This is a genomic window from Bacteroides ovatus (assembly GCF_001314995.1).
Taxonomy (GTDB): Bacteria; Bacteroidota; Bacteroidia; order Bacteroidales; family Bacteroidaceae; genus Bacteroides; species Bacteroides ovatus.
Genome location: NZ_CP012938.1, coordinates 4,954,155 through 4,978,550, shown reverse-complemented (window position 1 = coordinate 4,978,550; position 24,396 = coordinate 4,954,155). Strand labels below are relative to the sequence as shown.

General features: G+C 40.2%; 14 protein-coding genes. 2 read left to right on the top strand and 12 right to left on the bottom strand.

Going from position 1 to position 24,396, the window contains the following annotated elements:
• Nucleotides 1-134 precede the first annotated feature (134 nt).
• Nucleotides 135-569 (bottom strand): hypothetical protein, encoded by a 435-nt coding sequence (locus tag Bovatus_RS18835; protein WP_004305010.1) that lies wholly within the window; start codon nt 567-569, stop codon nt 135-137.
• A 1,036-nt stretch (nt 570-1,605) separates the two neighbouring features.
• Between Bovatus_RS18835 and Bovatus_RS18830 the strand changes: the two genes are divergently transcribed.
• Nucleotides 1,606-3,690 carry a BT4734/BF3469 family protein gene (locus tag Bovatus_RS18830; protein ID WP_004299806.1) on the top strand — a complete coding sequence of 695 codons (2,085 nt, stop codon included), beginning with the start codon at nt 1,606-1,608 and terminating at the stop codon, nt 3,688-3,690.
• A 180-nt stretch (nt 3,691-3,870) separates the two neighbouring features.
• Here Bovatus_RS18830 and Bovatus_RS18825 read toward each other — a convergent pair whose 3' ends face one another.
• From Bovatus_RS18825 to Bovatus_RS18790, 8 genes are all read right to left on the bottom strand, one after another.
• On the bottom strand, nt 3,871-5,124 hold the full coding sequence (locus Bovatus_RS18825; protein WP_004299805.1) for an acetylxylan esterase: 1,254 nt from the start codon (nt 5,122-5,124) through the stop codon (nt 3,871-3,873).
• 42 nt (nt 5,125-5,166) lie between these two features.
• On the bottom strand, nt 5,167-6,456 hold the full coding sequence (locus tag Bovatus_RS18820) for an alginate lyase family protein (RefSeq protein ID WP_004324610.1): 1,290 nt from the start codon (nt 6,454-6,456) through the stop codon (nt 5,167-5,169).
• A gap of 34 nt (nt 6,457-6,490) precedes the next feature.
• Nucleotides 6,491-7,888: an Ig-like domain-containing protein gene (locus tag Bovatus_RS18815; RefSeq protein ID WP_004299803.1), complete on the bottom strand. Its 1,398-nt coding sequence runs from the start codon at nt 7,886-7,888 to the stop codon at nt 6,491-6,493.
• Between the two features lie 27 nt (nt 7,889-7,915).
• A complete protein-coding gene (locus tag Bovatus_RS18810) occupies nt 7,916-9,652 on the bottom strand; it encodes a RagB/SusD family nutrient uptake outer membrane protein (RefSeq protein ID WP_004299802.1) in 1,737 nt (578 codons plus the stop codon).
• A gap of 12 nt (nt 9,653-9,664) precedes the next feature.
• Entirely contained in the window at nt 9,665-12,901 is a 3,237-nt protein-coding gene (locus Bovatus_RS18805; RefSeq protein WP_004299801.1) for a SusC/RagA family TonB-linked outer membrane protein, read from the bottom strand.
• Between the two features lie 134 nt (nt 12,902-13,035).
• Entirely contained in the window at nt 13,036-13,551 is a 516-nt protein-coding gene (locus Bovatus_RS18800; protein WP_369746308.1) for a sigma-70 family RNA polymerase sigma factor, read from the bottom strand.
• Nucleotide 13,552: 1 nt separating this feature from the next.
• Entirely contained in the window at nt 13,553-14,866 is a 1,314-nt protein-coding gene (locus Bovatus_RS18795) for a hypothetical protein (RefSeq protein WP_224440825.1), read from the bottom strand.
• A gap of 163 nt (nt 14,867-15,029) precedes the next feature.
• Nucleotides 15,030-19,091, bottom strand: coding sequence for a hybrid sensor histidine kinase/response regulator transcription factor (locus tag Bovatus_RS18790; RefSeq protein WP_004299798.1), 4,062 nt, complete (start codon nt 19,089-19,091; stop codon nt 15,030-15,032).
• Nucleotides 19,092-19,245: 154 nt separating this feature from the next.
• Between Bovatus_RS18790 and Bovatus_RS18785 the strand changes: the two genes are divergently transcribed.
• Complete coding sequence (locus Bovatus_RS18785; protein ID WP_004299797.1) at nt 19,246-21,513, top strand: heparinase II/III domain-containing protein; 2,268 nt, start codon at nt 19,246-19,248, stop codon at nt 21,511-21,513.
• 226 nt (nt 21,514-21,739) lie between these two features.
• Here Bovatus_RS18785 and Bovatus_RS24975 read toward each other — a convergent pair whose 3' ends face one another.
• From Bovatus_RS24975 to Bovatus_RS18775, 3 genes are all read right to left on the bottom strand, one after another.
• Nucleotides 21,740-21,910: a fibronectin type III-like domain-contianing protein gene (locus Bovatus_RS24975; protein ID WP_004299796.1), complete on the bottom strand. Its 171-nt coding sequence runs from the start codon at nt 21,908-21,910 to the stop codon at nt 21,740-21,742.
• 164 nt (nt 21,911-22,074) lie between these two features.
• Entirely contained in the window at nt 22,075-23,217 is a 1,143-nt protein-coding gene (locus tag Bovatus_RS18780; RefSeq protein ID WP_004299795.1) for a DUF1735 and LamG domain-containing protein, read from the bottom strand.
• A 32-nt stretch (nt 23,218-23,249) separates the two neighbouring features.
• On the bottom strand, nt 23,250-24,371 hold the full coding sequence (locus Bovatus_RS18775) for a glycoside hydrolase family 18 (protein WP_052587970.1): 1,122 nt from the start codon (nt 24,369-24,371) through the stop codon (nt 23,250-23,252).
• Nucleotides 24,372-24,396: the final 25 nt, after the last annotated feature.

Genomic DNA, 24,396 nt, shown 5'->3' with positions numbered 1-24,396 from the left:
AGGAGTTTTGGCTGGATAATACGGTGACTAGCAACTCATTGCACCCTGACAATAGGCTATGACAATAGGCTGACAATAAAAAGATCGTACTTTTATTGTCAGCCTGTTATTTAATAGATAAATTCACAGCAGAATTATAGAATTCGTTTCAATCTCCTGCATATCTTTCTGATCCAGCAGTTGCTACAAATAGCGTTGTCCGACATAGAATTCTTCTCGAAGGATCGCAGTCTTTCGTATTGTTCCTCCACCATTTTCCATAAACCGTCCAGTCGCGAACTTTGTCCTCTAATTGCCATTAATTCCTGATCCCGCATATTCAAGAGTGAAGCATACAATCTGCTGGTTTTGTTTTTTTCCATGCAAAGTTGCTCTAACTCATCGATATATTCAGACGTAATTCCCAGCTTAGTCCGTTTTATGAATTGCTGGATACTATCATCATCTATGGAAACTGTATCGTTCTCATAAGACACTGTGATTTTTTTCATTTCCACCCAGAGCCAGATATACTCTTTTTCGAGTCGGTATTTCTCGGCTGCCGCTTCTATGCTAATCCATTGTGACATAGTGTTTGTTTTTAATTTGTTATACAACAAGGAATAAATAGTGCTCTGTTGATGTTGATTCAACAAACATTCGCGCTTTTTGTATTCCGGGCGGACAGGAGATTGGGGTTGGGGATTTTTAAGGGTTATGAAACCAACCGGATACAAAAAAAAGCGTGAATGCTGTTGAATCATTATCCGTATTTGAGGCCTAGCAAACCCGTCCGAAAGATAATGATAACAACAGACATCCACGCTAATTGTGTATATATAACACATCTTTCATCGATATGTTGACATACGGCCGTTCACGTGGAATATCTGTTGCCCCCCCTCTACGGACAGAAACTTGCTAGATTTCAAATACGAGGGATAATGCAATAATATTCCTATTTATAAATAAAAAACGCTTCTTACCTGTTTCATCACGCTGGTGAACAGAAAGCGTATGACAAAGATATGCTTTTTTTTCGAAACAAAGTGGAAATACGGAAATAAATACAGGAAGTTTTGTATTGAAAGAGAGGAAGTTCAATATTAGCAAAGAGCCTATAAGAAATATAAACTCGCTACGAAGCGAATGTCGCCCCGTTAAATGAGTACTGCACATCCGGTATCTTTCACTAAAGAAGCAGGTATTGTTCTGCTAAAGTAACAGTATTGTTCCGTTAAAGCAGCAGCATTGTTCGGCTAAAGCAGCAGTATTGTTCAGCTAAAGTACCGGTATCTTTACCTTCCCACGGCCGTGGTTACTTCTTTCCACAGCCGTGACGAATTCCTACCACGGCCGTGGGAAGATCTCGTCACGGCCGTGGCGAACTACCAATACCGGTAAGTTAACGTAAGAATAACGGTGTCTTTATGCAACAATACACAGTGGCGAGCATATCTTTACTTGCTTGTTAATGTTTCAAGTCCGCCTTCTTGAATAGAGTATAACAAGAAAGCACATTCTTTATCGCGATAAAGCGCAAATAGTTTGCTTTACAGATACCTTATCCGTACCTTTGAAACCAATAACAAACACTTACTCTCATTAAATATCAAGAGAAGAAAAATGAAGATTACACAAATCAGGGAAAACGGAGATACGGAGGCACTAAGCGTAACAGACATCGACCTGCTGATAGAAAAAATGAAAAAAGAAACCAAGCTCCGCCCGGTAACCGGATTACGTCAGGCCCTGCATTTTGTTCTACCCGATGAGCCTTGTTCCCTCGCCAGCAAACTACCACGAGTGATTCCCGCAGCAGCCTTCGGGCGAGTGAACGGAGTGAAGCGAATGAAAACCTACAATGGCATTGTAGAACTGACCATCGGTCCGCTAGCCGGAAAGACAGAAGTGGAAATCGTGAAGCAAAAGGCTGCCGAACTTCCCCAAACAATGCTGGCTTTTATGGGAGCAAGTGGTAAAAGCGTCAAGATATGGACTTGCTTCACCCGTCCGGACGGCACTTTACCGCAAACAACGGAAGAAGCCGAAGTGTTTCAGGCACATGCTTACCGGCTTGCCATTAAATGTTATCAGCCTCAACTTCCCTTCAACATTCTATTAAAAGAGCCGAAACTGGAACAATTCTCACGTCTTAGTTATGATCCGGACTTGATTTATCGTCCCGCTCCCGTACCTTTCTATCTTTCACAGCCCATCGGTATGCCCGGCGAGATGACTTATCATGAGAAATCGAGCACTGAAGCATCTCCGCTGAATCGAGCACTGCCGGGGTATGACACGGAAGATACGGTAGCATTGCTTTATGAAGCGGCATTGCGGAAAACATTCGAAGAAATGGAAACGGACTGGCATCGAAACGATCATGATTTGCAAACATTAGTAGTCCCGCTTGCCGAAAATTGTTACTACTCCGGCATCCCGGAAGAGGAGGTAACCCGACGAACCATCATGCGTTATTACAAAAGAAAAAATCCGATGCTGGTACGCGAAATGATAAGAAACGTATATAAGGAATGTAAGGGAGTGCCCAAAAGCAGCTGCCTGACTAAAGAACAACGTCTTAGCCTGCAAATGGATGAATTTATGAACCGTCGTTATGAGTTCCGTTATAATACGCAGATCGGGGAAGTGGAATATCGGGAGCGTTTCTCGTTTCAGTTTTACTTTCATCCCATTGACAAACGGGCACAAAACAGCATCATGCTCGACGCACAATCCGAAGGTATTGGCGTATGGGATAGGGATATAGACCGATACTTACATTCCAACCGTGTGCCGATCTACAATCCGTTGGAAGAGTTTCTGTTTCATCTGCCTCATTGGGACGGCAAAGACCGTATTCATGCTTTGGCAAACAGGGTTCCTTGCAAGAATCCGCATTGGGAATTGCTTTTCCACCGTTGGTTCCTGAATATGGTTTCACATTGGAGAGGGGTAGATAAAATGCATGCGAATAATACATCGCCCATATTAGTGGGGGCACAAGGAACTCATAAGTCAACTTTCTGCCGTGAAATGATTCCACCTGCACTTCGCGCTTACTATACAGACAGCATTGATTTCAGCCATAAACGGGATGCAGAACTGTATCTGAATCGGTTTGCGCTCATCAACATCGATGAGTTTGACCAGATAACTCTGCCACAACAGGGATTTCTGAAACATATTCTTCAAAAGCCTGTGGTCAATCTACGGAAACCGCACGGTCGCTCGGTACTTGAATTGCAGCGGTATGCTTCATTTATCGGTACAAGCAATCAGAAGGATTTGCTGACTGATCCTTCGGGAAGCCGCCGTGTCATTTGTATTGAAGTGACGGGAAACATCGACACTACACAGCCGATAGATTATGAACAGCTTTATGCACAAGCCATGCACGAGATTCATCATGGCGAACGCTACTGGTTTGACAGTGAGGATGAGCAGATTATGACGGAAAACAACCGTGAGTTTGAGCAGACACCGGCTATGCTGCAATTGTTTTATCAGTATTTTAAAGCTGCGCAAACGAAAGAGGAAGGAGAATTTCTTACTCCGGTCGAAATACTAAATTATCTGAAAAAGAAAAGCGGTATATCATTGTCTGATAACAAAGTATATCACTTCGGGAGATTGCTGCAAAAATGCGGTATTCCTTCGAAGCATACTTATAAAGGTACTGTTTATCAGGTTATAAAGGTATTATAAGAGATAAAAGTAAGGCTGACAATAAAAGTCGGGATATTTTATTGTCAGCCTATTATCAATGGTTATTGTCAGGTGACAGAGTGCTGATATTCATCTACTTGAATGTATCCCTGACAGTATGACAATAAAACAGGTACAAATCTAATATGAGTAGTAACATACGAATCATAAGAGCCCCTCTCACATTCCCTGTTTAGAATAAATCCATTGCAAAGCCTGTGACCAATGTTCCGGATAAGCATAGTGCTCGGCTTCCTCCATTATCACAATCTCTTTAGGGGAAGTAATTACGTTATATACAGAAAATGTGGAAGTAGGAGGACATACCATGTCGTTATATCCTAAATAGAAGAAGACCGGGACTTTCAGCTGCTTTGCGAAATTAGCCACATCATAATAAGAAGATACTTCCAATTTCTTCTTTCTGATTTCGACAGCATCGGTGGAGTCTCTGAATAAATGCGGCCATCCACCTGCCCGTCCTTTCTCATAGCCGCTCAAATCGCTAAGTGCCGGAAAGAAGCTAACGACTCCTGTCACACGCGGATTAAGAACCGCCGTGACGATGGCCAACGCACCTCCCTGACTACCTCCCTGCACCAAGAGGTTGCTGCCATCAAATTCTTTCATAGAACAAAGATAATCTACCGCACGTACACATCCCATATAGACGCGTTTATAATAAACTTCATCACGATTGTCCCAATTCTGATATTGATATCGATAAAGTCCTCCCTGGCTCAAACTAGCATAAACGGACGGTTCTAATGTTACCGGAATACCATGGATGCCAATCTCCAACGTAATCATACCTTTTTCCGCTTCTACAATCGCACCGGCATATCCCCGTACTCCCGCTCCCGGTACCCGCAATAAAGCAGGATACTTTCCGGGCTTTACCGGCACACAAAGAATACCATATACCCGGCTGTTCAAACGGTAGTTCTGTACATTCCATTCATAAACATTCACCTTCTCGGTACAACGTTCGGGCAGTAAACGCAATTTCACATTCATAGGAATTCGAACATTCTCCTGTTTGGCACTTTCCCAGAAAGTATTGAAATCGTTTGGCAAAACAGCTGTCGGTTTTATCTTCTCAGGTTCAAAGGCAGCCGTAGCCCGTCCTTCAACAGTTCTACCGTCATATTTTGTCCAGACACGACAACGCAAAAAGCCAGGAGTTTTCATGGTTCCGGCATCCAATGTCAGCACACCATTTTCCAAGACAATGGTATCTTTGAGTAATGGATGCATCATATCCTGAGCAACTTCATACCATACAGTCACATTTTCTTGAGGTACACGATTCTTTGTCACCACAACGTTGAATTTCACCTTCTCACCCAGTTCGTACTTCCAATCGACATGATCAGGTACAACATTCACTTTAACCATTCTTTCCTGCAATTGGGCGGACAGAGCCGCCGCCATGCAGAAAGAAATGAATATAAAAAACAGTCTTTTCATAAACTACTATTCAAAACCTTCGCTACAATACAGAAAAGTCCCATACCCCAAATGAGCAATATCAGTACCGGCGTTTTCAGGACGAACCTTTGTTTCTAAGACTTCTTTCACATAAGGCATTCCCAATCCTAAACGTGTCGCATAATGATTGTACACCCGCTCATAGACAGGAGCAAATTTACCACGTCTTGATTCAGGTCTCTGACCACTGGCTACCTCTTTCTTGTCTACTTCGTCTATTTCATACCAATTATACTTCCCGGTGAGTTCCGGCATATACTTGAATGGCACATCATACCCTAAATTATATTTAGCTGTATATTCATAGCCTTTCGGCAAGCGGTTGTCTAACACACCGTAGAGATCAGTACCTTGTTTCCAGGCCGTCTCACAAAGCATGGACATCATACCTAATCCCAACTGTGCATGTGTTTGGTCACGACCACTTTCCTGACATTGTCCAGTTTCTCCATCTATATAATAACGTATAGAACCATTTTCATATCCGTAAAGATAAATATCTATAGCTTTCTTATACATTTCCATATCATCCAATACAATCGCCATGGCCATGTAACAGTTAATGGCAGATACGCCAAAGTTACCGACTGCCTTATTCTTAGGCTCTGTGATAGAGAAGAAATCATCTAATACGGGAATAAAACACCGCTTAAACATATCACATGCTCCCTGAAAGTCCTCATTCGTCATCCCGGAACCATCAAGATATCGCATAAGCTCAACAGCATAAACTAGTTTTATGCATAAGTTACCCACCATCAATACATGATCCAAACCGGCTTGTCTCGCACTATAGACAGGCTTTTTAAGGCTGGCGGAATAGCCACGTATTATCTCCATTGACTTATCAGCATAGCCTTTTTGTTGTGTAGCAGCAAACATAATGGCATTCTGACAAGCTGCCGCAAAATCGTTTCCAAATTGATTCATGATGTTCGGATGAGAAGCATCTTCACCGGCATAAATTTCATCATAAGGACCATTCATTATATATGTACTTTGAGAGAGTTTATCCGCGCTCAATAATTCATAACCCGCATATTGTGGTTGTATCTGTTGGGTAGCAATCTTACGAAAACGCTCGATGTCTTCTACAGTAAAAACAACTCCCGGGTGTTCAAATTCCGTAGGGTAGGTCACTTCTATGCGAGGCAACGGCCAACTATCTATATCGGTCGTCCCATCTTCTATTTCACTGTTACACGAGCATAGTGAGGTGCAGGCAATCACCATGCCTGCTACCTTTATCTGATTCTTTATATAATCTATCTTCATAATCATTTAACTATAAGGTGAATATAAGTCCATATTATTTCCCAGCCTCAACCTCTGAAAACGTCATCATTTCTTCTACACTCTTAAATGTACGTATCCAGTCTGCCGAGAATGAAGGAATATCGACTTTTAATATCTTGAACATAAAGGCTCTAATCGGAACAACCCCTTCTGTATTGGTAAACTGTGCTAAGGAAGATGCGTCATAATAAACCAGTTGTGTACCATCTGACAATTTCTCAACTTTCATAGCCGGTGCGATATTTACGGTATTTCCCAAGTTAGCAAGATTAAGAGTATATTGTGCACCCGATGGTATATCTGTGCATTTCATGGCAATCACCGGATAATCTTTAAAATTCATATCCATCTGATTAGCTACCGTACTATAGACTCTTTGCATATACACGCGCTTATTATTATCAGCAGTCACGGTCATAACCAGTTTTCCGTCTTTACGCTCCATAGAGCCAATATTACTATTGATAGCCCATCCCTCAAAGTCTGTTGTGGCATCCCATACATAAAAACCTGAGGCTACAGTCAAGTCGATAGTCGATTTATTGCCAGTCTCTATACAAGTGGCAGTAACAGTGGCTGCTCCGAAGCCCATGGCTTTCACTTTTCCTCCTTCCACAGTCAATACCTTCTCATCGCTTGATGTCCATTCCACAGAACTTACAGTAGCTACTTCCGGTGTTAGTGTAAAGTCTAAATCAAGTTGCTGTTTCCAGTAGAGAACATCCGTATGAGGAACAATCTCAACATTCGTCGCAGGTTCATATTTCATCACTTTCAATGAATATTCTCCTCTTACATTACTGCCATCGTGCGTATATGCATAGATAGTCACATCTCCGGCTTTTATCCCCGTCACTACTCCATTCTTATCTACCGTCGCAATATTTTCATTGCTACTTGCCCAAGTCAAATAAGAATAAGTATGGTCAGCAGGCAATATATCATATTTCAACTGTAATTTATCAGTTTCGTAAACTCCTTCCTCAATGTTTGTAAACTGAATCCCGGTAGTCTTGATTACTTCCGGAATCACTGTTACCTCGATAGTCCGTACAGTGGATGCTGTTCCAAATCCTACCGATGGAGTTACGGTAATCATCGTTTTTCCCAACGATTTAGCAGAAATCGTTCCATCTTGTGATACTGTAGCTACCAATTCGTTAGTAGTCGTCCACTTCAACTCTGTATGATCCGCATTTTCGGGAGTAATATGATAGACAATAGTTGTATCTGTTCCCAACTGCACAGGCAGTTCACTACTCACTTCCAATGAAATAGCTGTAATCAACTTGTTCTCGGGCATGTCAGTAGTAAATTCCTTCTCTCCGCAGGAAGCTATTAACAGACATAAGCCAAGTAATACACCAGCCTCCCAATATCCTTTCTTAAACAATGAATATCTGTTTTTCATGTCACTTACAATTATTTGTTTTTATTATTATTCCCATCCGGGATTCTGTTGCAAATTAGGATTCAACTGCAACTGGTCACTCGGCAACGGGAACAGATAGTTCTTTTCTTCCCATTTACGCCCCTTTTCAATAATGATACAACCTTCAGCATTGGTCTCATAAGGACAATTCGCCCACACTTTTTCATACTCCGTACCTTTCCACTGAATTCCTACAATATCCATCGGCATTTCTGTTTCTGCTGTCTTCCAACGTTTCAGGTCATCTAAGCGGAAGCCTTCATTGAATAGTTCAATGGTACGCTCACGGCGGATTTCTGTCCGCATATCCATACCCGCATTTTGGGTAATCAGTTCATTAGTCAATGGAGTCATAGCCGGATTAACACGGAGACGCACCAAATTCAAGGAAATATTCAGGTCAGTATTCGAGATCTTGTCGTCCCGTTCATACACTGCCTCTGCATAATTCAACAAAACTTCAGCATAACGGATTATAGGAAAATCATAACCTTCTTTTTTATCTTCCACCTTACGCTCTGTTGCCCATTTCTGATTGTGATATCCGGTCCCCGTCTTCGGCACAAAATTAGATATATATGGGTTCTTATCCTTTCCATCCCAAGAAGTACGTGGTTTCTGATTGTTCCAAAAGTTATCGTGAGGACGCATCATTGTATAACGCATACGATTGTCACGATCCTGAAATTCATCATCTATTTTCATATACCCTTTGAATTGAGGGTTTGTTTTTCCTCCATAAGTGATGGGAAGTCCATTTTGACAAAGATACATATTGGCGAATTTACGACTAATCCATATTGCATTATATAATGAACTTTGTGTAATATTCCAGTTGATAGGTGCCAATATTTCATCAAAGCGCCGAGCAAATATATATTCTTTATTAGCACTTTTCTGTAATCCGGCAGGATTAGACTTCGCATCCTCCAAGATGAACATATATTTCTGTGCACTGTCACCCAATGCTTCCGGTTTGAACAAACTGAATGTTTTGCTATCGATCACGTCTTTGGCAGCTTTCGCCGCAATATCCAGCAGTTCTTTTCCACGTTCTACGTTACCACGACTTTTTTGCCAGGTACCTTCGTACAACGCCACTCGTGACAAGAATGCCTGACATCCTTCCCGACTTATGCGCCCATACTCTTGTATTTCGGAGAACTTCGGTAACAGAGGAACGGCTTCTTTCAAATCTTTAATGATGAAATCAGCCACTTCACTACGATCATTCTGCTTGACATACATTCGCGCATCAGTTACCTCCATAGGTTCCTTCACCAAAATAGCATTGCCATATAGTTGCAATAAATCGAAATAAGAATAAGCACGAAAGAATTTTGCTTCACCCACATACTGGGCTATGTCACTCGGAGTGGCATATGACTCTGCATTTTTCAATAACAGATTCGTACGGCGGATGTGCGAGTAATTGCTGGTATAGTTAGCATCCGCAGGCTGTACAGCATTGCTTCCATTGCTAAATAAATTACGTTCATCTTTATTGGTAAACAGATCTGAAGTATAATCAGAATGTACCGGTTTTGTCGACTTATATTCCATTGCTCCTGAAAAGTGACGTGTCCAGCCATAGAATTGATTGGCAAATAGCAGATAGTCATCCGGTGTGTTCCAGTAGTTCGTTTCCGCCAACTGTTCTTGCGGCTCGAGATCAAGGCAAGAGTGTGTGGACAGTCCCAAGGTTAAAACGACAAACAGATTTTTTATTTTATTTAATCTCATACTATTTAATATTTAAAAGGTCAAGTTTAATCCTACCGTCAGGTTTCTCGTAAAAGGATAGCGGCCAAATGTCTCTACTTTGCGCGACGCTTCCGGATCCCATCCATCCTTGATTTTACTATTCTCCCACAAATCAGCTCCCGATACATAAATACGGGCATAGCTTATGAATTTAGTCTTCGAAAGCACATTTGCCGGAAACGTGTAGCCTAACGTAACATTCTTCAGACGAAGATAAGCACCATCTTCCACTGACCAGGAAGAACAAATATAGTTATACAGATTGATCTGTGTCTGATGTGTGTAAGTGGGATAATGGGCGTTCGGCGTTTCTGCCGACCATACATTACCAACCGACTGATTCGTTGAATTATTATACCAAGACATCATCGGTATCCGCCAATTGTCATTCTTTCCCTTTTGATTATTTTCGCCACCACGCCATACTGTGCGTTTACCGGCTCCTTGGAAAATAACCGAGACATCGAAGCCTTTCCACGATAATCCGGCATTAAAAGAGAAAGACACCTTCGGATCGTCAGTTCCCAAATATACATAGTCAGCTTCTGTCAATTTACCATCTTTATTGACATCTTCATACATATTATCTCCCAAACGCAAGTTACCAGGCATAGCAATATTGTTATTGCCATTGGCATATTGATTAATATATTTATCCAACTGATCTTGCGTTTGTATCTTACCGCAATATTTCAAACCGAACACGGAATTCAACGGATAGCCTTCACGATTTGAAACTACACCGGATTTAATCACAGCGTCACCCCCATTATCTACCAATTTGTTAGTGGTATAGGTGAAAGTCCCCCCCAGATGATAGGAAATTTCTCCTATTTTATCCGACCAGTTAATCGTGCCTTCCCAACCGTTTGCCTTAAAACTACCTCTATTAGCGGTAGGAGCTTTATCCCCCAATGTTCCAGGATAGGTGACATCAATCAACATATTGTTACACTTCTTCCAAAAAAGTTCGGCAGTACCTGTCAGTCGATTATCCAGGAAACCGAAATCCAAACCGATATTGTAGTTCTTGATGACTTCCCATGTACGGTCTGTACTCAACAGCTTACCGTTTGTATCCACATAGGAAAGTAAACCACTCCCCACTAATGCACCTCCATTCTGTTTGAAATCGTATAGCTGCACACCATCGTATCGATCAATACCTCCCTGATTACCCACTGTACCATAAGAAAGACGTAGTTTCAAATCATCGAAAACACCCAGCCCTTTCACAAACTCTTCTTCACTGATACGCCATCCTCCGGATACACCTCCAAAGAAAGCCCAACGATTCTCCGGCTGAAATTTAGAAGAACCGTCATAACGGAAATTTCCTTCAAGCAAGTATTTGGATTTATAGTTATAGTTCAAACGTGCAAAATAAGAAAGCAATGCTTCCTGATATCTGGAAGGTCCTTCATTCTTTGTGTTGCGTAATGTTATCTCTCCTATTCCGTTGATAATATTCAGTGAAGGTAAAATATTCAAAGCCTTAGTTGCAGTATAATCATATTCTTTCATGCTATATTGCGTACCAAGCATCATTCCGAGGTTATGACTACCGAATGTCCGCTTCCAGTTCAAATAGAAATTTAACGTATACAGATTGGTTCGTGCAGTTGTTTTAATATAATAAGTATCCTCTTGCCTGGGTTCCACACGCGTTTCCCGTTTTGTACCAGTGTAGTCATAATAATCTACTGTTTGGTTTTTCACGTCCCGAATGGCAGTAGAGGTGTTATACCCCAAAGTGGCTACTGCATCAAAATGCTCGTCAAAACGATATTTAAATGTCTCACTGATATTGATACCGGAAGTGTTGAGTTTGTTGTCTCCTCCCAATTCACAACGCCAGTTGGGCGTAGCCCAGTTACCCCACGCATAAGGTTTCCCATCCATCGTGGAAGAAGGAAAACCCGGTTGTTGCGTTCCGGCTGTCAAAGCTTCTCCAATTTGCGTCGGTGACACTTGATCCTGACGATAATAGAAAATGATAGACTCAAGATCAAAGTTCTTTGTAAGATGGAATGTATTACTCAAACGAAAATTATAACGTTGATTCTTATTGTTACCCCATTTCAAATTACTATCATCATACATATATCGTCCGGAAAGACGGAAGACAGACCTTTCGTTACCACCCGATACGCTCAGTTCATGTGAAGTGGAAGCTGCTGTCCCCCACATGATATCTTGCCAATCGGTATCAAAAAAGACGAAGTCGTATAAACCTTGGAAAGAATCCGGGAAAGGATTACCCGACTGCTCCACATTAATATAATGTCCCTTATTCTGACGAGCCAAAGCTACGTATTGCAGCCATTGATCGTCTGCCAGCTTTTTGTTATCATTCAAACGAGCTTGTTCCATAGCATCACACCACTCATCCAATGTCATCAGTGTAGGCTGCAACCCTACGAATTTAGCAGTTACCGAACCACTATATTCCACCTTTACCTTACCTTCTTTGGCCTTTTTAGTCTGTACCAGAACAACACCTCCGGCAGCTTTACTACCATAGATAGCTGCAGAAGCGTCTTTAAGGAAATTGATGGACTCTATATCACCCGGATTTAATTGGGAAAAATCGTCAGACTCCACACCATCAATAATCACCAACGGAGCTGAATTATTCTTCGAGAATGAACCGCGTAATTTCATATTCCAGCTCTCATCTCCCGGAGCAGCCGAGTTACGGGTTATAATGACTCCCGGCACTTGTCCTTGCAAAGCCTGTGCAGGATTAGAGAGAGCTCCCTTATCCTTTAACATCTTGTCACTAACTACGGTCACCGCACCTGTTAGTGTTTCTTTCTTCTGTGCGCCATATCCTACAACTACCACTTCTTCGAGCACTTCAGTACTCTCCTTCATTGTCACATTTAGTACCGCTTTTACACCTGCATCAATTATTTGGTCTTCGTAACCGATATAACTAAATTTCAATTTAGCACCCGCAGGAACATCTAGCGAATAGTTACCATCAATGTCGGTAATCGTACCACCCGTTTGTCCGACTACACTCACATTGACGCCGATAAGCGGCTCACCTAACACGTCAATCACTTTTCCTTTAATTTTCTTCAGGGTTTGTGCTACCGACTGCTGTTCACCGACAGCCGCTTGTATCCCAGCAACGGGATACACCACACACACCAAACAAGCAAAGATTGTTATCTTCTTCACCTGCTTTACCATACATAGCATTTTCTTTCGGAGTTTCATGAAATTAAATCTGAGGTTTTTACATTATTATTTTTATTCTCAAGACTCGGCAAGATGTGCAGACATCCCGTCATTTTACTTTTTCTGCTTTTTTTCTTCATTGGCTTCACTTCTATTTATTGATTCAGTTCATATTAAATGCAATTCTTCATATATCGGCGCATGTCACGACGTCCTAAAAATAAATGATAATCTACCGTACGCTGACTAAGATTCAACATATTGGCTATCTCTTCCGTATCTTTTTCTTCATAACGGCTCAACGCATACACCGTACGCCGTTGTACAGGAAAGGCAGCAAGTATCCGTTGTTCTGTCTTACACAAGTCATCGGCAATAATCTTCTCTTCTGTTTCATTAGTAAAAGAAGGGATCATATCATAGATATAATTATTCACTTCTTGTTTTTTGTAGTATCTGCGTAAATAATCGGTTACGATGTTACGGGCAATGGTAAACAAGAAATACTTTACAGTATCCGGACGAAGCATTTGTTTATAATCCAATAAACGTACAAATACATCTTGAGCCAAATCTTCTGCCTCACAACGATGAGTGATGCGATAGGTTATGTAATTGAGAATTATCTGGTGATACTCTTTATAAGAGCAAGTTATGATATCATCAAAAGTATTAGCCATCATTGTTATTTTAAAGTTCTCTATAATATTGAATAAAGGCAGCAAGAGGAATTCCCATTGTCGGATAATTAGGATATGGATGGGGATTTCCGGTCTGTATTCCGTCACGATTCCGGTTGTACCCTTTTTCATTATCAATGGTAATGCCTATGTCAACGACATAGTATCCTTCACTTTCCCTACCATCAAATGTATCAATGATATTTTTTCGCAGTTGCCACATGGATGCATTCTGCCGTAACGTAAAATCTCCTCTGACATTGTTGAGCGAACCACAGGTTGTACACGGGATCAGAATTATAAATTTACCATCGGGCACAGCTTTGTAATATGACTCTTTCATCTCGGCAATCTTTTTATTCCATTCCCGATAATCGGCCGTCAAACTGTCGCGATAATCATTGAGCCCCAACATCTGTGCAAAGAACTTAGGTGCATCAAGATTCCACATATCCAGATATTTTCTATAATTGAAAGCCCATTTTCTCTCATCAACCTCAACATTCTTCCACTTCTTTCCTGTATAAACCATGTAGCTTCCACGTGCATTATCATACATTAAATCGTTTTTCTTCGGAGCTGCCAAATAACCTGTCTCCTTATCGAATTTAGTTATGCATTGATCGTATCTCCCACAGTTATAGACTATTTCAGTATCTGTCAGTTCACCATTAATCACCTTATAACAGTTTTTCCAAAACTCACAACTCCCCCAATATCTATATTCACCCACAGGTTGCATATATCCATGATATGATGTCATCTCTCCTTTAGGAATCTCGAAGTATTTCTTCACTGTCCATCCACCCCGCCCTTCATCATATTGTCCTTCTTCATTCTTTATATTCCTTAGTCCGACCAGTTTTATACCGGGAATATAATTCTTCGACAGCAACGCGTCCCTGAAAAAAGCTCCGTTGACAAAACTGTCCCCCAGTATCTGAACAGTAACTTCCTGAGTTCCTATTCCTTTTTTCCCTACGCATATAGAAATTGCTTTTTCTTTTATTATTTCAAACTCATCCGAATTGACCAATTCGATTTTCATATTCGATCCATCCACAGGAGTATCGACAGAAGCTACACGATTCAGTTTTCTCGAATAAACACAGTCACCCGAAAATCTCACAAAGTCATTGTAAGGTCTCCATCTTTTAATTAGTGCTTCGACAAAAACATCATTCCTTATATCCGAAAGCATATACAGTTTGCCCGGAATACAAATGTCATTTTTAAAGTTACTTTTCTGTCCCCAAAGCGGATGAAGTGAAAAAAGAAATAGTGGTAATACAATAAATGTTCTTTTAGATAGAATATTCTTCATGGTTCCATCATTTTGCAGTTCATAGTTATTTTTAATCACACTGCAAAAATAGACGAATCCAATCGACACCATTGAGATAATTTGTCCCGATTATTAGGTTAGTTTGTCTCATTATACCCTTTTTAGGGCATTTTCAGTATATAAATGGGAATGGAGAGACTTTTTATTTAGTCTCTCCACTACCATTCGAACGATATTGCGTCGGAGTGAATCCGAACTCTTCTTTAAAGTATTTATTGAAATATTTAATGGAATTGAATCCGACCCTGTCCGAAATCTCCGAAATATTATATGAACTGCCCCGAAGCAACTGGGCAGCTCGTTTCAATCGGACAGAACGAATAAAATCATTCGGTGTCAATCCTGTAATGGACTCAAATTTACGGTATAGCTGACTACGACTCATCCCCAAGTCATCACACAAGTTATTAACCGAGAACTCCGGATTTTCCATATTCTCTTCCACCAACCGTAAGGCTTTCTCCACAAATTCTTCATCTAAAGAAGTAATAGTGATATTCTGAGGAGAGATTTCTATTTCTTTATGAAATATTTCCTTACGCTTTTCCTGCTGTTCTAAAAGCATATTAATACGCGTCAGTAATATGTCATAATTGAAAGGTTTCGATATATAAGAATCAGCACCAGCTTTATAACTTTCTATCCGAGCTTCGTCTGAAATACGTGCCGTGAGCAAGATAATCGGGATATGTGAGGTCTGAATATTGTTTTTAATCCGGACACACATTTCCAGACCATCCACTTTCGGCATCATCATATCGGATATTATCAGGTCCGGCGACTTATGTATGGCAACTTCTTCGCCTTCGGCTCCGTCTCCAGCCTCCAGAATATTAAATTGACCTATCAATTGTTCCACCAAAAAACGACGGAATTCTACATTGTCTTCCACTATCAAAATAGTTTTCCTGTCCGAATATACCACCTTTTCTTCCACATCGGGAGACATAGCCGGAATTTTGGATTCACTGTCGTCTCCTTTCAAGTCGGATGGAATATATATCAAAAATGTTGTTCCTACTCCTATTTTGCTATGCACTTCTATCTTTCCGTTATGCAAAGAGACATATTCTTTGACCATATGCAAACCAATACCGGAACCTGTCACACCAGGAATTGGCTCCGACTGATAAAAGCGGTCAAATATCACATTCAAGTCTTTTTCACTGATTCCACATCCTGTATCGGATATTTCGATTCTTACGAATATCTTTTCATCTTTTTTCTCCGTCGCTACAATCGTTGAGATAAGCCCTCCATCAGGAGTGAATTTAAATGCATTGGAATAAATATTATTCAGAATCCGTTGCATTTTCGTATCATCAAACCAGATATTCATGCCAGGACATTCACTCTCTATCGAAAACTTTATAGATCGATTTGTCGCCAGTTCTTTAAACCCTGAACCAATGTACCGCACAAACTCTACGATGTCAGCCTGATGTAATTTCAGACTTTCACCTCCCATCTCCAGTTTCCGAAAATCAAGCAGTTGATTAATCAACTCCAACAAATTACCGGCATGGTTATAGATTGACTTCAATTTGTCCTTCATTGGATTCTCCGCTTGTTGAATAAGGATACCTAAAGGCGTCATTATCAAAGTAAGCGGAGTACGGAATTCGTGACTGATATTGGTGAAAAAGCGGAACTTCATCTGATTAAGCTCTTCTTTCTGCTGTTCACGTTTCAATGCCTCTTGTTCGAACTGCTTTTTAAGTTTTTTCTTCCTATAAGCTTTTAAAAACAAATAGATGACTCCACCTGCAATCAATATGTAAAATATGTAAGCAGGAACAGTTGCCCAAAAAGGCGGAGAAACGACAATAGTCATTTCTGCGGCCTGTTCTCCCCAACTTCTGTCATTATTGGCTGTGTATACCACTAATTTATATTTCCCCGGATGTAAACCGGTATAGGTAGCCACTCCCAGACCATTGGTCTTTATTTCATTCCAGTCCGGATCAAAATTCTCGAGTTTATACCTATAGTAGGTTTGCAAAGTATTCACATAGTTAAGCCCGGCAAATTCGAAAGTAACAAAGTTCTCATTATACTTCAAATGAATCTCACGAGTATTATTTATCGGATATTCAAGAATAACACGCCCTTTATATTCTGTGTGTTCCTTAACAGGAGAATTGAACAGACGGAATGCAGTGAATATAGGTTTATTGTGGACATGATTATAATAAATCTTTTGAGGTTGAAACGAATTAATGCCATGATGACCGCCAAAATACAGTTCTCCATCACGGGTTTTTAACGATGAATTCTCATAGAACTTTCCTCCCTGCAATCCGTCTTCTGAACTGAAGTTGACTATGAGAAAATCATATCCTTCAGAAGTCTCTTTTAATTCAATTCGTGAGATACCACTTACCGTTGATACCCAATAAATACCGCTATCATCCTCAATGATTGACGATATAGAATTGTTAGCCAATCCGGTCTCTGTAGTTATCGTATGAGCTTTCTTCTTTTGTTCGTCCCATACACGAATTCCAATATCCGTCCCAAACCATTCTAGCGAATGGCTATCTTTGTACACACAATTATAGCTTACCTGAGGCCCCATAAATTTAGGATTATCCGGATCGTCTATTTCAGGAACAAAGATTTTATCTTTATGAGTATCATAGTAGTAAATACCATTTTCCCCAAACACCGCAAAAGTAGAATTGCTGACAGGATAAAAACCATAATCGCGTTTATGAAAGCTAATCTTCGGATGTTTATCCCGCAACAATCGTATTTTTCCCGTTGAGGTGTCTAGCTCACCTACTCCTTCATTACTGACACTGACCCAGTAACGCCCATCCGGATCTTCATAAACTGCTCGGGAGATATTCTGCTCCGGGAATAACTCTGTATTAACTAATTGTTTATTGTAATATCTCACATTTTTTCCATCTATGCAGCAAAATCCATTCAAATACGTTCCAACCCACAATCTCTTTTTACTGTCTCTATAAAGAGTCAGACAAAGATCACCGGACAGAATATCTTTGAATGCCCTGCTGACTTCTCCCGTAGAAGGAGAGTAACGCATCAATCCGTATGCAGTAGTACCAATGAGTATCGTTCCGTCTTCGTCTTCCAACAAACAACGCACCGATTCGTTGGTAATCATTGTTTTATTCTGAACAGTCTGAATTAGCTTGAACTTATACATACTCGGATTATAGTAACAGATACCTTGCCACAAAGTGCCTACCCAAATTCCGCCATTATTATCGGCAAAGATGCACTGTATGTCATTACTTAACACACTGCCGTCACCTAATTTCAATCCGGGCATTGTTTCAATTCTATGTGTAGAGTTTTCAATTTTCCGCAATCCAGACCACGAAGAACCGACCCATGCGTTTCCTTGCTTGTCCAAATCCATACAGGTAAAGAAGTTGGACATACCTTTAATGGTGCTTATCTCTTGCCAACCTTTATCAGTTTTATCACGATAGCAAACAGCCTGATTATACATCAGCCATAGATTCCCATCGGAGGTAGATTGTATTTTTAACCGGTCTGTAGCTTCAGAGATACGTCCTACAAAAAAAGTATCCTGACCGGTGTAATCTCGCAAGGTTTTGGCCCAACGACGAATTAGCCCGCTCGAATATACGATATAATAAGTATTCTTATATTGAGCTAACTCGTACGGAATACCGTGCCGATATGTAAAGTCACTGTTCCCCTTTTCGATTATCTGTAATTCTCCTGCGGATATATCAAAAAAATAGAATGTATTATCTTCGGTAAGAAACCAATAGTTCTTGCTCTCATCAATAAACAAATTCTTCAATTTTCCACTTACTCCCATCCGGCGTAATTCGGAATCAATATCATAAATAAACTGATTGGTATTCAAATCGAATAATAACAAATATCCCGGAGATTTCATCCATATCCGTCCGTAAGCATCGTGATAATCTTTAAATATTTGATTCCGGTTGAAATCCCATTTATAGATTTTCCGCCTATCGTGATAAAAATGTTCGAATGTAGCACCATTGTAGATGTTTAAAATAGAAGCTGTTCGAATGACCATACGACCATCCGGTGCCATTGTAAAATATCGTATTTGATTATCCGACATCCCATCAACCACATCCCAATGCCGAAACATATATTGTGAGTATACCTTAAAAATGCTTAGCAGGAGAACGAGTGTGATAATGCTTGTACGCTTTGTATTTTTCATAAGCCAGCCTAATTTGCCAGACAAAAATAGAGATTAAACATCAATACAACAAGGGTATACATTATAATTTTCGAAAAAACACAAATGATTAAGCGAGATAGACGTTTCATTCGTATTTCATTTAAATAAGGAACCAATTTATGCAAAATGTAATATGAAACGAATTCTTTTATGTCTTTCAGCAGCTTTATATTTACTTTTTATCCATGCAGAAAAAATAAAGCATCCAGCCTTACTTTATACCCCTCAACGAATTGAGCAGGCAAAAATAAGTGTCAGACAGGATACACGAATGTCTGAAGCTTGGAATTCAATCAGGAAAACTGCCGATAACCTATTGCAGAAAACTCAATTGAATAAGATAGACTATTTAGCACTCTCATTTCTAATGACGGATGAAAAGAAGTATGCTGATAAAATAAAAGAGATTTTGCTGGATGTCACTGAGGACGAAACTTGGGGCAATCAAGAAATGATGGCTCGTACCCCAGCCTGGAACGCCGACCTTGAGATTGCACATAAAGCTTTTTATGCAGCAATAGCTTATGACGCCATCTATCAAGAACTTTCTCAATCTGAAAGAAGAAAAATAGCTCACGGATTAAAACGTCTGGCAATGGACCCGCTATTAGGTGACTGGATCTTGGAGCCAACACGTATTCATTCACTAAACTCAATGGGGCACAACTGGTGGACTTCTTGTACGTGTATGGGTGGTCTACTTGCACTAAGCTTACAGAATGAATTGGAAGAAGCAAGAGATGCTGTAAAGATTATCAACGAAGTCCTTCCCGAATGGTTTGAGTTTGCAGGAGATGTGCTTCATCAAAAGCCAAAGACCTTTGATGAGACCGGTGGAATGTATGAATGTCTGAACTATGCAAACTACGGGATTCAAGAGGCTTTATTATTCCGCTTAGCTTGGATGAATACTCACAAGGAAGATAAAGCAATAGAGATACCCCAACTGGAGAAGTTATCAGATTTTTTTGTACATATCTGTTATCCACGTACAGGTATGCTTTATAATATAAACTTCGGGGACAGTCATAAAAACACGGCTGCCGAAAGTAGTCTGATGTTATTATATGCAATGGGGATTCAAAATGATGATATGCTTTGGTATATGAATCAGATAGAGCAAGGGCAACACCGTGATGGATATTTTATCGACCGCCCGATAGGATTTCTCTATACTCCCGATTTGAGTAAAGCACCCAAGGTTCCTAAACTAAAGAAATCACAATTATTCAAAGACTTCGGTTGGGCAACCATGCGCAACTCTTGGGAGAAAGATGCCACAATGTTAGCCGTCAAGTCCGGATATACCTGGAATCATTCTCATGCCGATGCCAATTCATTCATAGTCTTTCATAAAGGAGAGGATATTATCAAAGATGGAGGACGATGTTGGTATGCGAATCCCGAATACCGCAACTACTTCTTTCAAAGCGAGGCACATAATGTCGTATTATTCAATGGCAAAGGGCAAAGACGAGAACAGCAATATTATGGTTCTACCTTAAGAGGATATCTGCATTATCTGTTGGATGCCGGAAATATAAAATATGTGTTGGCAAATGGTACAGGTCCTTATTCGGACCAGTTTAGCCGCAACTTCCGTCACTTTTTGTGGATAGACAACGTCATCTATATCATTGATGATTTAAAAACCTATGAAACCGGTCATTTTGAATGGTTGTGGCATCCGGGAGGAATAACTGAGAAAAAAGGGACAGATCTAAACATTACAAATGGAAATTCTTCAGTAATAGTCCGTCCATTATATCCTCGCACGTTGGCACGATCTAATTTTGTGCATGATTATCCGGACAATTTGTATTGGGAAGTAATAGAAGTACCGACTGAAGATTTGAAAAGTAAAGATAGTTATTATTCTTTTCACTTGCCTGACGAAGTCAATAGAGTGAAAGGTGTGACTGCTATTATTTTAAAAGAGACTCCCGATGAAAAAGAGCTTCCTGAGATTGAGAAACGTGAAGGTAAAAACTGGATTGGTTTACGCATCCGCAATAAGGGTAAGATTACAGATATTTATATTAATCAGTTAGCAGACGGACGATTAATGCATAGCAATTCATGGATTGAAGCCGATGGCTGGTCTACAGATGCTTATATGTTTATAGTTACATATCCGGAAAAGAGCGCTCCGGCAGATGCTAAAGAGTATTTTATTGGTTATGGCAGTTCATTAAAAAGAGGAACTACCTCTTATTTCTCCTCGCTGGCAAAACTATTTATTATTCAGAAAGAAGAAAATAGACGCATGCAGCTATGGATTGATGGCTCCACCAAAGTCAAAGCCTATATCAGAAGTTTACAATGCCCGGTATCTGTGTCTGTTAATGGGGAAAGTATTCCCATAGTCTATGATCATTCAAATCTAAAAATCGAATTATAAAGCGCGAACCAAGTGGAATGAAATGATAGCATCGAGACTATATTTCATTATCAGCCTATTATCAGAGGTTATTATCAAGAGAGCATTGATATTCATTTATTTGAATGTTATACTAACTGTTTGACAATAAAAATAGGTGCAAGCTACAAATACATTCAGTGTGTCGGAATTTCCGACACACTGAATGTATTTAGAAAACATATCAAACAGTCAAAGATGGCATCTCCTATTTTATAGCTACTTTCGTCTGTAATCTTATGTCATCGGAAGCAGCACCAATCATTATCTGAAAAGTTCCCGGCTCCACAATCCTCTTTAAATTCCGATCGACAAGCGAGAAATCCTCTTCGGACAAAATAAACTTCACTTCCCGTTCTTCACCACGCTTCAAAAACATTTAGATGGAAAAGATATAAACAGGATAAATAGTAACTTCTTCATAAAACAAACATAAATAAAAGAAACCTGCTTACCAAAAGAATATTATCTTTTCAGTAAGCAGGCTTTCACTCATATTCAAAAATGCAAAGAGCAAAAACTCTCACAAATTTGTGTGTTCCATTAATTGATAGCTATCGGAGCATCCAACGTCTTAATAGTAATTCCATTTGTAGTACCGTTTATACGCCCTGTGGCATCTTTGATAACTCCACCTTCCTGAGTCTCTGATCCGTCTAGTTTATAATAAAGTGCCAAGCCTTCTGAAGCAGGGTCAACACCCAGCATATTCTGCTTAAGTTGATTTTCCGTACGGGCTACACTCCAAACACGGACTTCACTCATTTTACCATGGAATGGACGTTCACCCCATTTAAAACCATAGATTCTACCAATATAAAAACCCATGTCCGAATTCGGATCAAAACCGTCAATACCCCAATCTGAACCAGCCCATTTCTCACCATTTACATAAATACCTGTTTTTCCTGTCGGTTGATCATAAGTCAACGCTACATGATACCAACGATTTGTTAACAACGGTTTCGTTACACGGTAGTTCTGTCCTCCGGCCACTTCCAAATAATCTTTAGGAGTAATTCCTCCTCCTGCATCACCGATACGGAGAATCATCACACCTTCGGTTCCCATAATCGTATTATTATCGAGGAAATAATCCACATTAATCAATGCTTCGTAAGTGAATGACGAGAAGAAAGTACCGACAGGGAACTTCACAGAAATATAGTGGTTACTGAAATTACCAGCTTTGGTAATTTTCAACGGTTTGGAGAAAAAGAAATATGCAATGTTTGTTCCGGAAAGAGTCGACACCGAAGACGAATGCACCCGCATAGGCAAAACATATGAGTTCCCGGCTTTCAAGGCTTCTAACCCGGAAAGTTCGACTTCTATATTATCCGCATACAATTTTCCACTCGAAATAGAAGATGTCGTACTGCTTAGCTTTACCTGCGAAACATCAAGCATCTCATAATTTGTGCCATACTTTGCATTGTATTCGTCTACTACACTTGGTTCGGCTACACTATATGATACGTCTACCTGAGAGGAAGTTGCTGACGAGAGTCTTGAAACCAGATCAAATGTCATTACATCCATTTCATCTTCCACCGAGAAATTATATTCCTTGCTTTCGAAATAAACCTTAGGCTCCAGCAGGTCATTCATGCTGTCGTTGCAAGCGCCCAACAATAACGCCATACTACCTACCATCAAATAATAGAATATATGTTTATTCATCATCTTTTTACTGTTTTAGAATTTTATAAGTCCACTTATTTCTGCGGTTTATTTTCCGCTTCGTTTTGTTTCGCTTTCCATTCATTGAAAACCCGCTGATTGATTTGAATAGCCTGACGCATCCATTTATAATTTGGCGTATTGTCATAATCATTATCGAAGCGATAAGCTCCTACTCCACCTTTATAACCTTCTTGCGGCATAGCAGCAGCCTGCTTCAGCAATTGACCTCCATTAGTGGCATACTTTTCAAAGTTCTCTGTGCAGATTATTTTTTTAGGATCAACGCCATAATCATCAAAACCGGGATTGGAACTACCATAACTTTGTATAATCCAATAATCGACATACTCATCCAATTCACGGGTAAGCCCATAAATATTTCCATCAATACAGATCATTTTATGTCCTTTACCTTCCGGATCGCTTTTCGGACCAATGTAATTGTTCATCTCTTTAACCAAATGAATCAAATGCTTATTCTGACTCAATGTGCCATCCATATCAAACACACCACTACCGATTTCCCAGTCTACATCATAACCGTCCCATTCGTTTGCATACAAAGAATCGCACAGAGCTTTGGCAAACTTCGCCAGACATGCATAATGGTTTTCACTTTCAAACTGACCTTCAAATCCCCAATATTTCCAACGGGCTTGTTTCTTCGCTGTTTCCAATTGAGCCGCCGACCAGCCTTCTTCCTCCGCTTGTTTTTCCACTTCGAGGTATACCGAATTTGGTGTCGCGCCCTTACCAAGATAAGAAAGCAGACTTACCTGCAACAGTTTCGTTCCTTTCACCTTTTGCACAAACTCTTTATCTGCCTTCTGCTCCGGAGTGATTTCATAACGTCCTGGAGCGCCACTCCACATAGAAACAAAATCCATACTATCGGGCATAGCAGAGAGATATCCTCTTCGATAAGCTCCAGCAGGCGCCCAATTGGAATACCATCCGAAAGCTACGGGACGATTGTAATTCCAAGCAGTCGCCTTATAGGCGCGCAGATTGGCATAATATGCCTCACTCTCCGCATTGTTCATTGTGGCATACCCGCCTATATGGTCTATCTCAATATTCTCCACATCCATGCAAGAAGTTACCATCATGCCTGTCAATGGAATAATATATAACAATTTTCTTAATGATTTCATATTCTTCATCTGTATTAAAATGATA

What these genes read in the sequence shown, in the direction of transcription:
- Bovatus_RS18790 (WP_004299798.1), bottom strand. Translation starts at nt 19,091, where the DNA reads ATGAAAAATACAAAGCGTACAAGCATTATCACACTCGTTCTCCTGCTA.
- Bovatus_RS18830 (WP_004299806.1), top strand. Translation starts at nt 1,606, where the DNA reads ATGAAGATTACACAAATCAGGGAAAACGGAGATACGGAGGCACTAAGC.
- Bovatus_RS18780 (WP_004299795.1), bottom strand. Translation starts at nt 23,217, where the DNA reads ATGATGAATAAACATATATTCTATTATTTGATGGTAGGTAGTATGGCG.
- Bovatus_RS18815 (WP_004299803.1), bottom strand. Translation starts at nt 7,888, where the DNA reads ATGAAAAACAGATATTCATTGTTTAAGAAAGGATATTGGGAGGCTGGT.
- Bovatus_RS24975 (WP_004299796.1), bottom strand. Translation starts at nt 21,910, where the DNA reads ATGTTTTTGAAGCGTGGTGAAGAACGGGAAGTGAAGTTTATTTTGTCC.
- Bovatus_RS18820 (WP_004324610.1), bottom strand. Translation starts at nt 6,456, where the DNA reads ATGAAGATAGATTATATAAAGAATCAGATAAAGGTAGCAGGCATGGTG.
- Bovatus_RS18810 (WP_004299802.1), bottom strand. Translation starts at nt 9,652, where the DNA reads ATGAGATTAAATAAAATAAAAAATCTGTTTGTCGTTTTAACCTTGGGA.
- Bovatus_RS18835 (WP_004305010.1), bottom strand. Translation starts at nt 569, where the DNA reads ATGTCACAATGGATTAGCATAGAAGCGGCAGCCGAGAAATACCGACTC.
- Bovatus_RS18825 (WP_004299805.1), bottom strand. Translation starts at nt 5,124, where the DNA reads ATGGCGGCGGCTCTGTCCGCCCAATTGCAGGAAAGAATGGTTAAAGTG.
- Bovatus_RS18795 (WP_224440825.1), bottom strand. Translation starts at nt 14,866, where the DNA reads ATGAAGAATATTCTATCTAAAAGAACATTTATTGTATTACCACTATTT.
- Bovatus_RS18805 (WP_004299801.1), bottom strand. Translation starts at nt 12,901, where the DNA reads ATGAAACTCCGAAAGAAAATGCTATGTATGGTAAAGCAGGTGAAGAAG.
- Bovatus_RS18785 (WP_004299797.1), top strand. Translation starts at nt 19,246, where the DNA reads ATGAAACGAATTCTTTTATGTCTTTCAGCAGCTTTATATTTACTTTTT.
- Bovatus_RS18775 (WP_052587970.1), bottom strand. Translation starts at nt 24,371, where the DNA reads ATGAAATCATTAAGAAAATTGTTATATATTATTCCATTGACAGGCATG.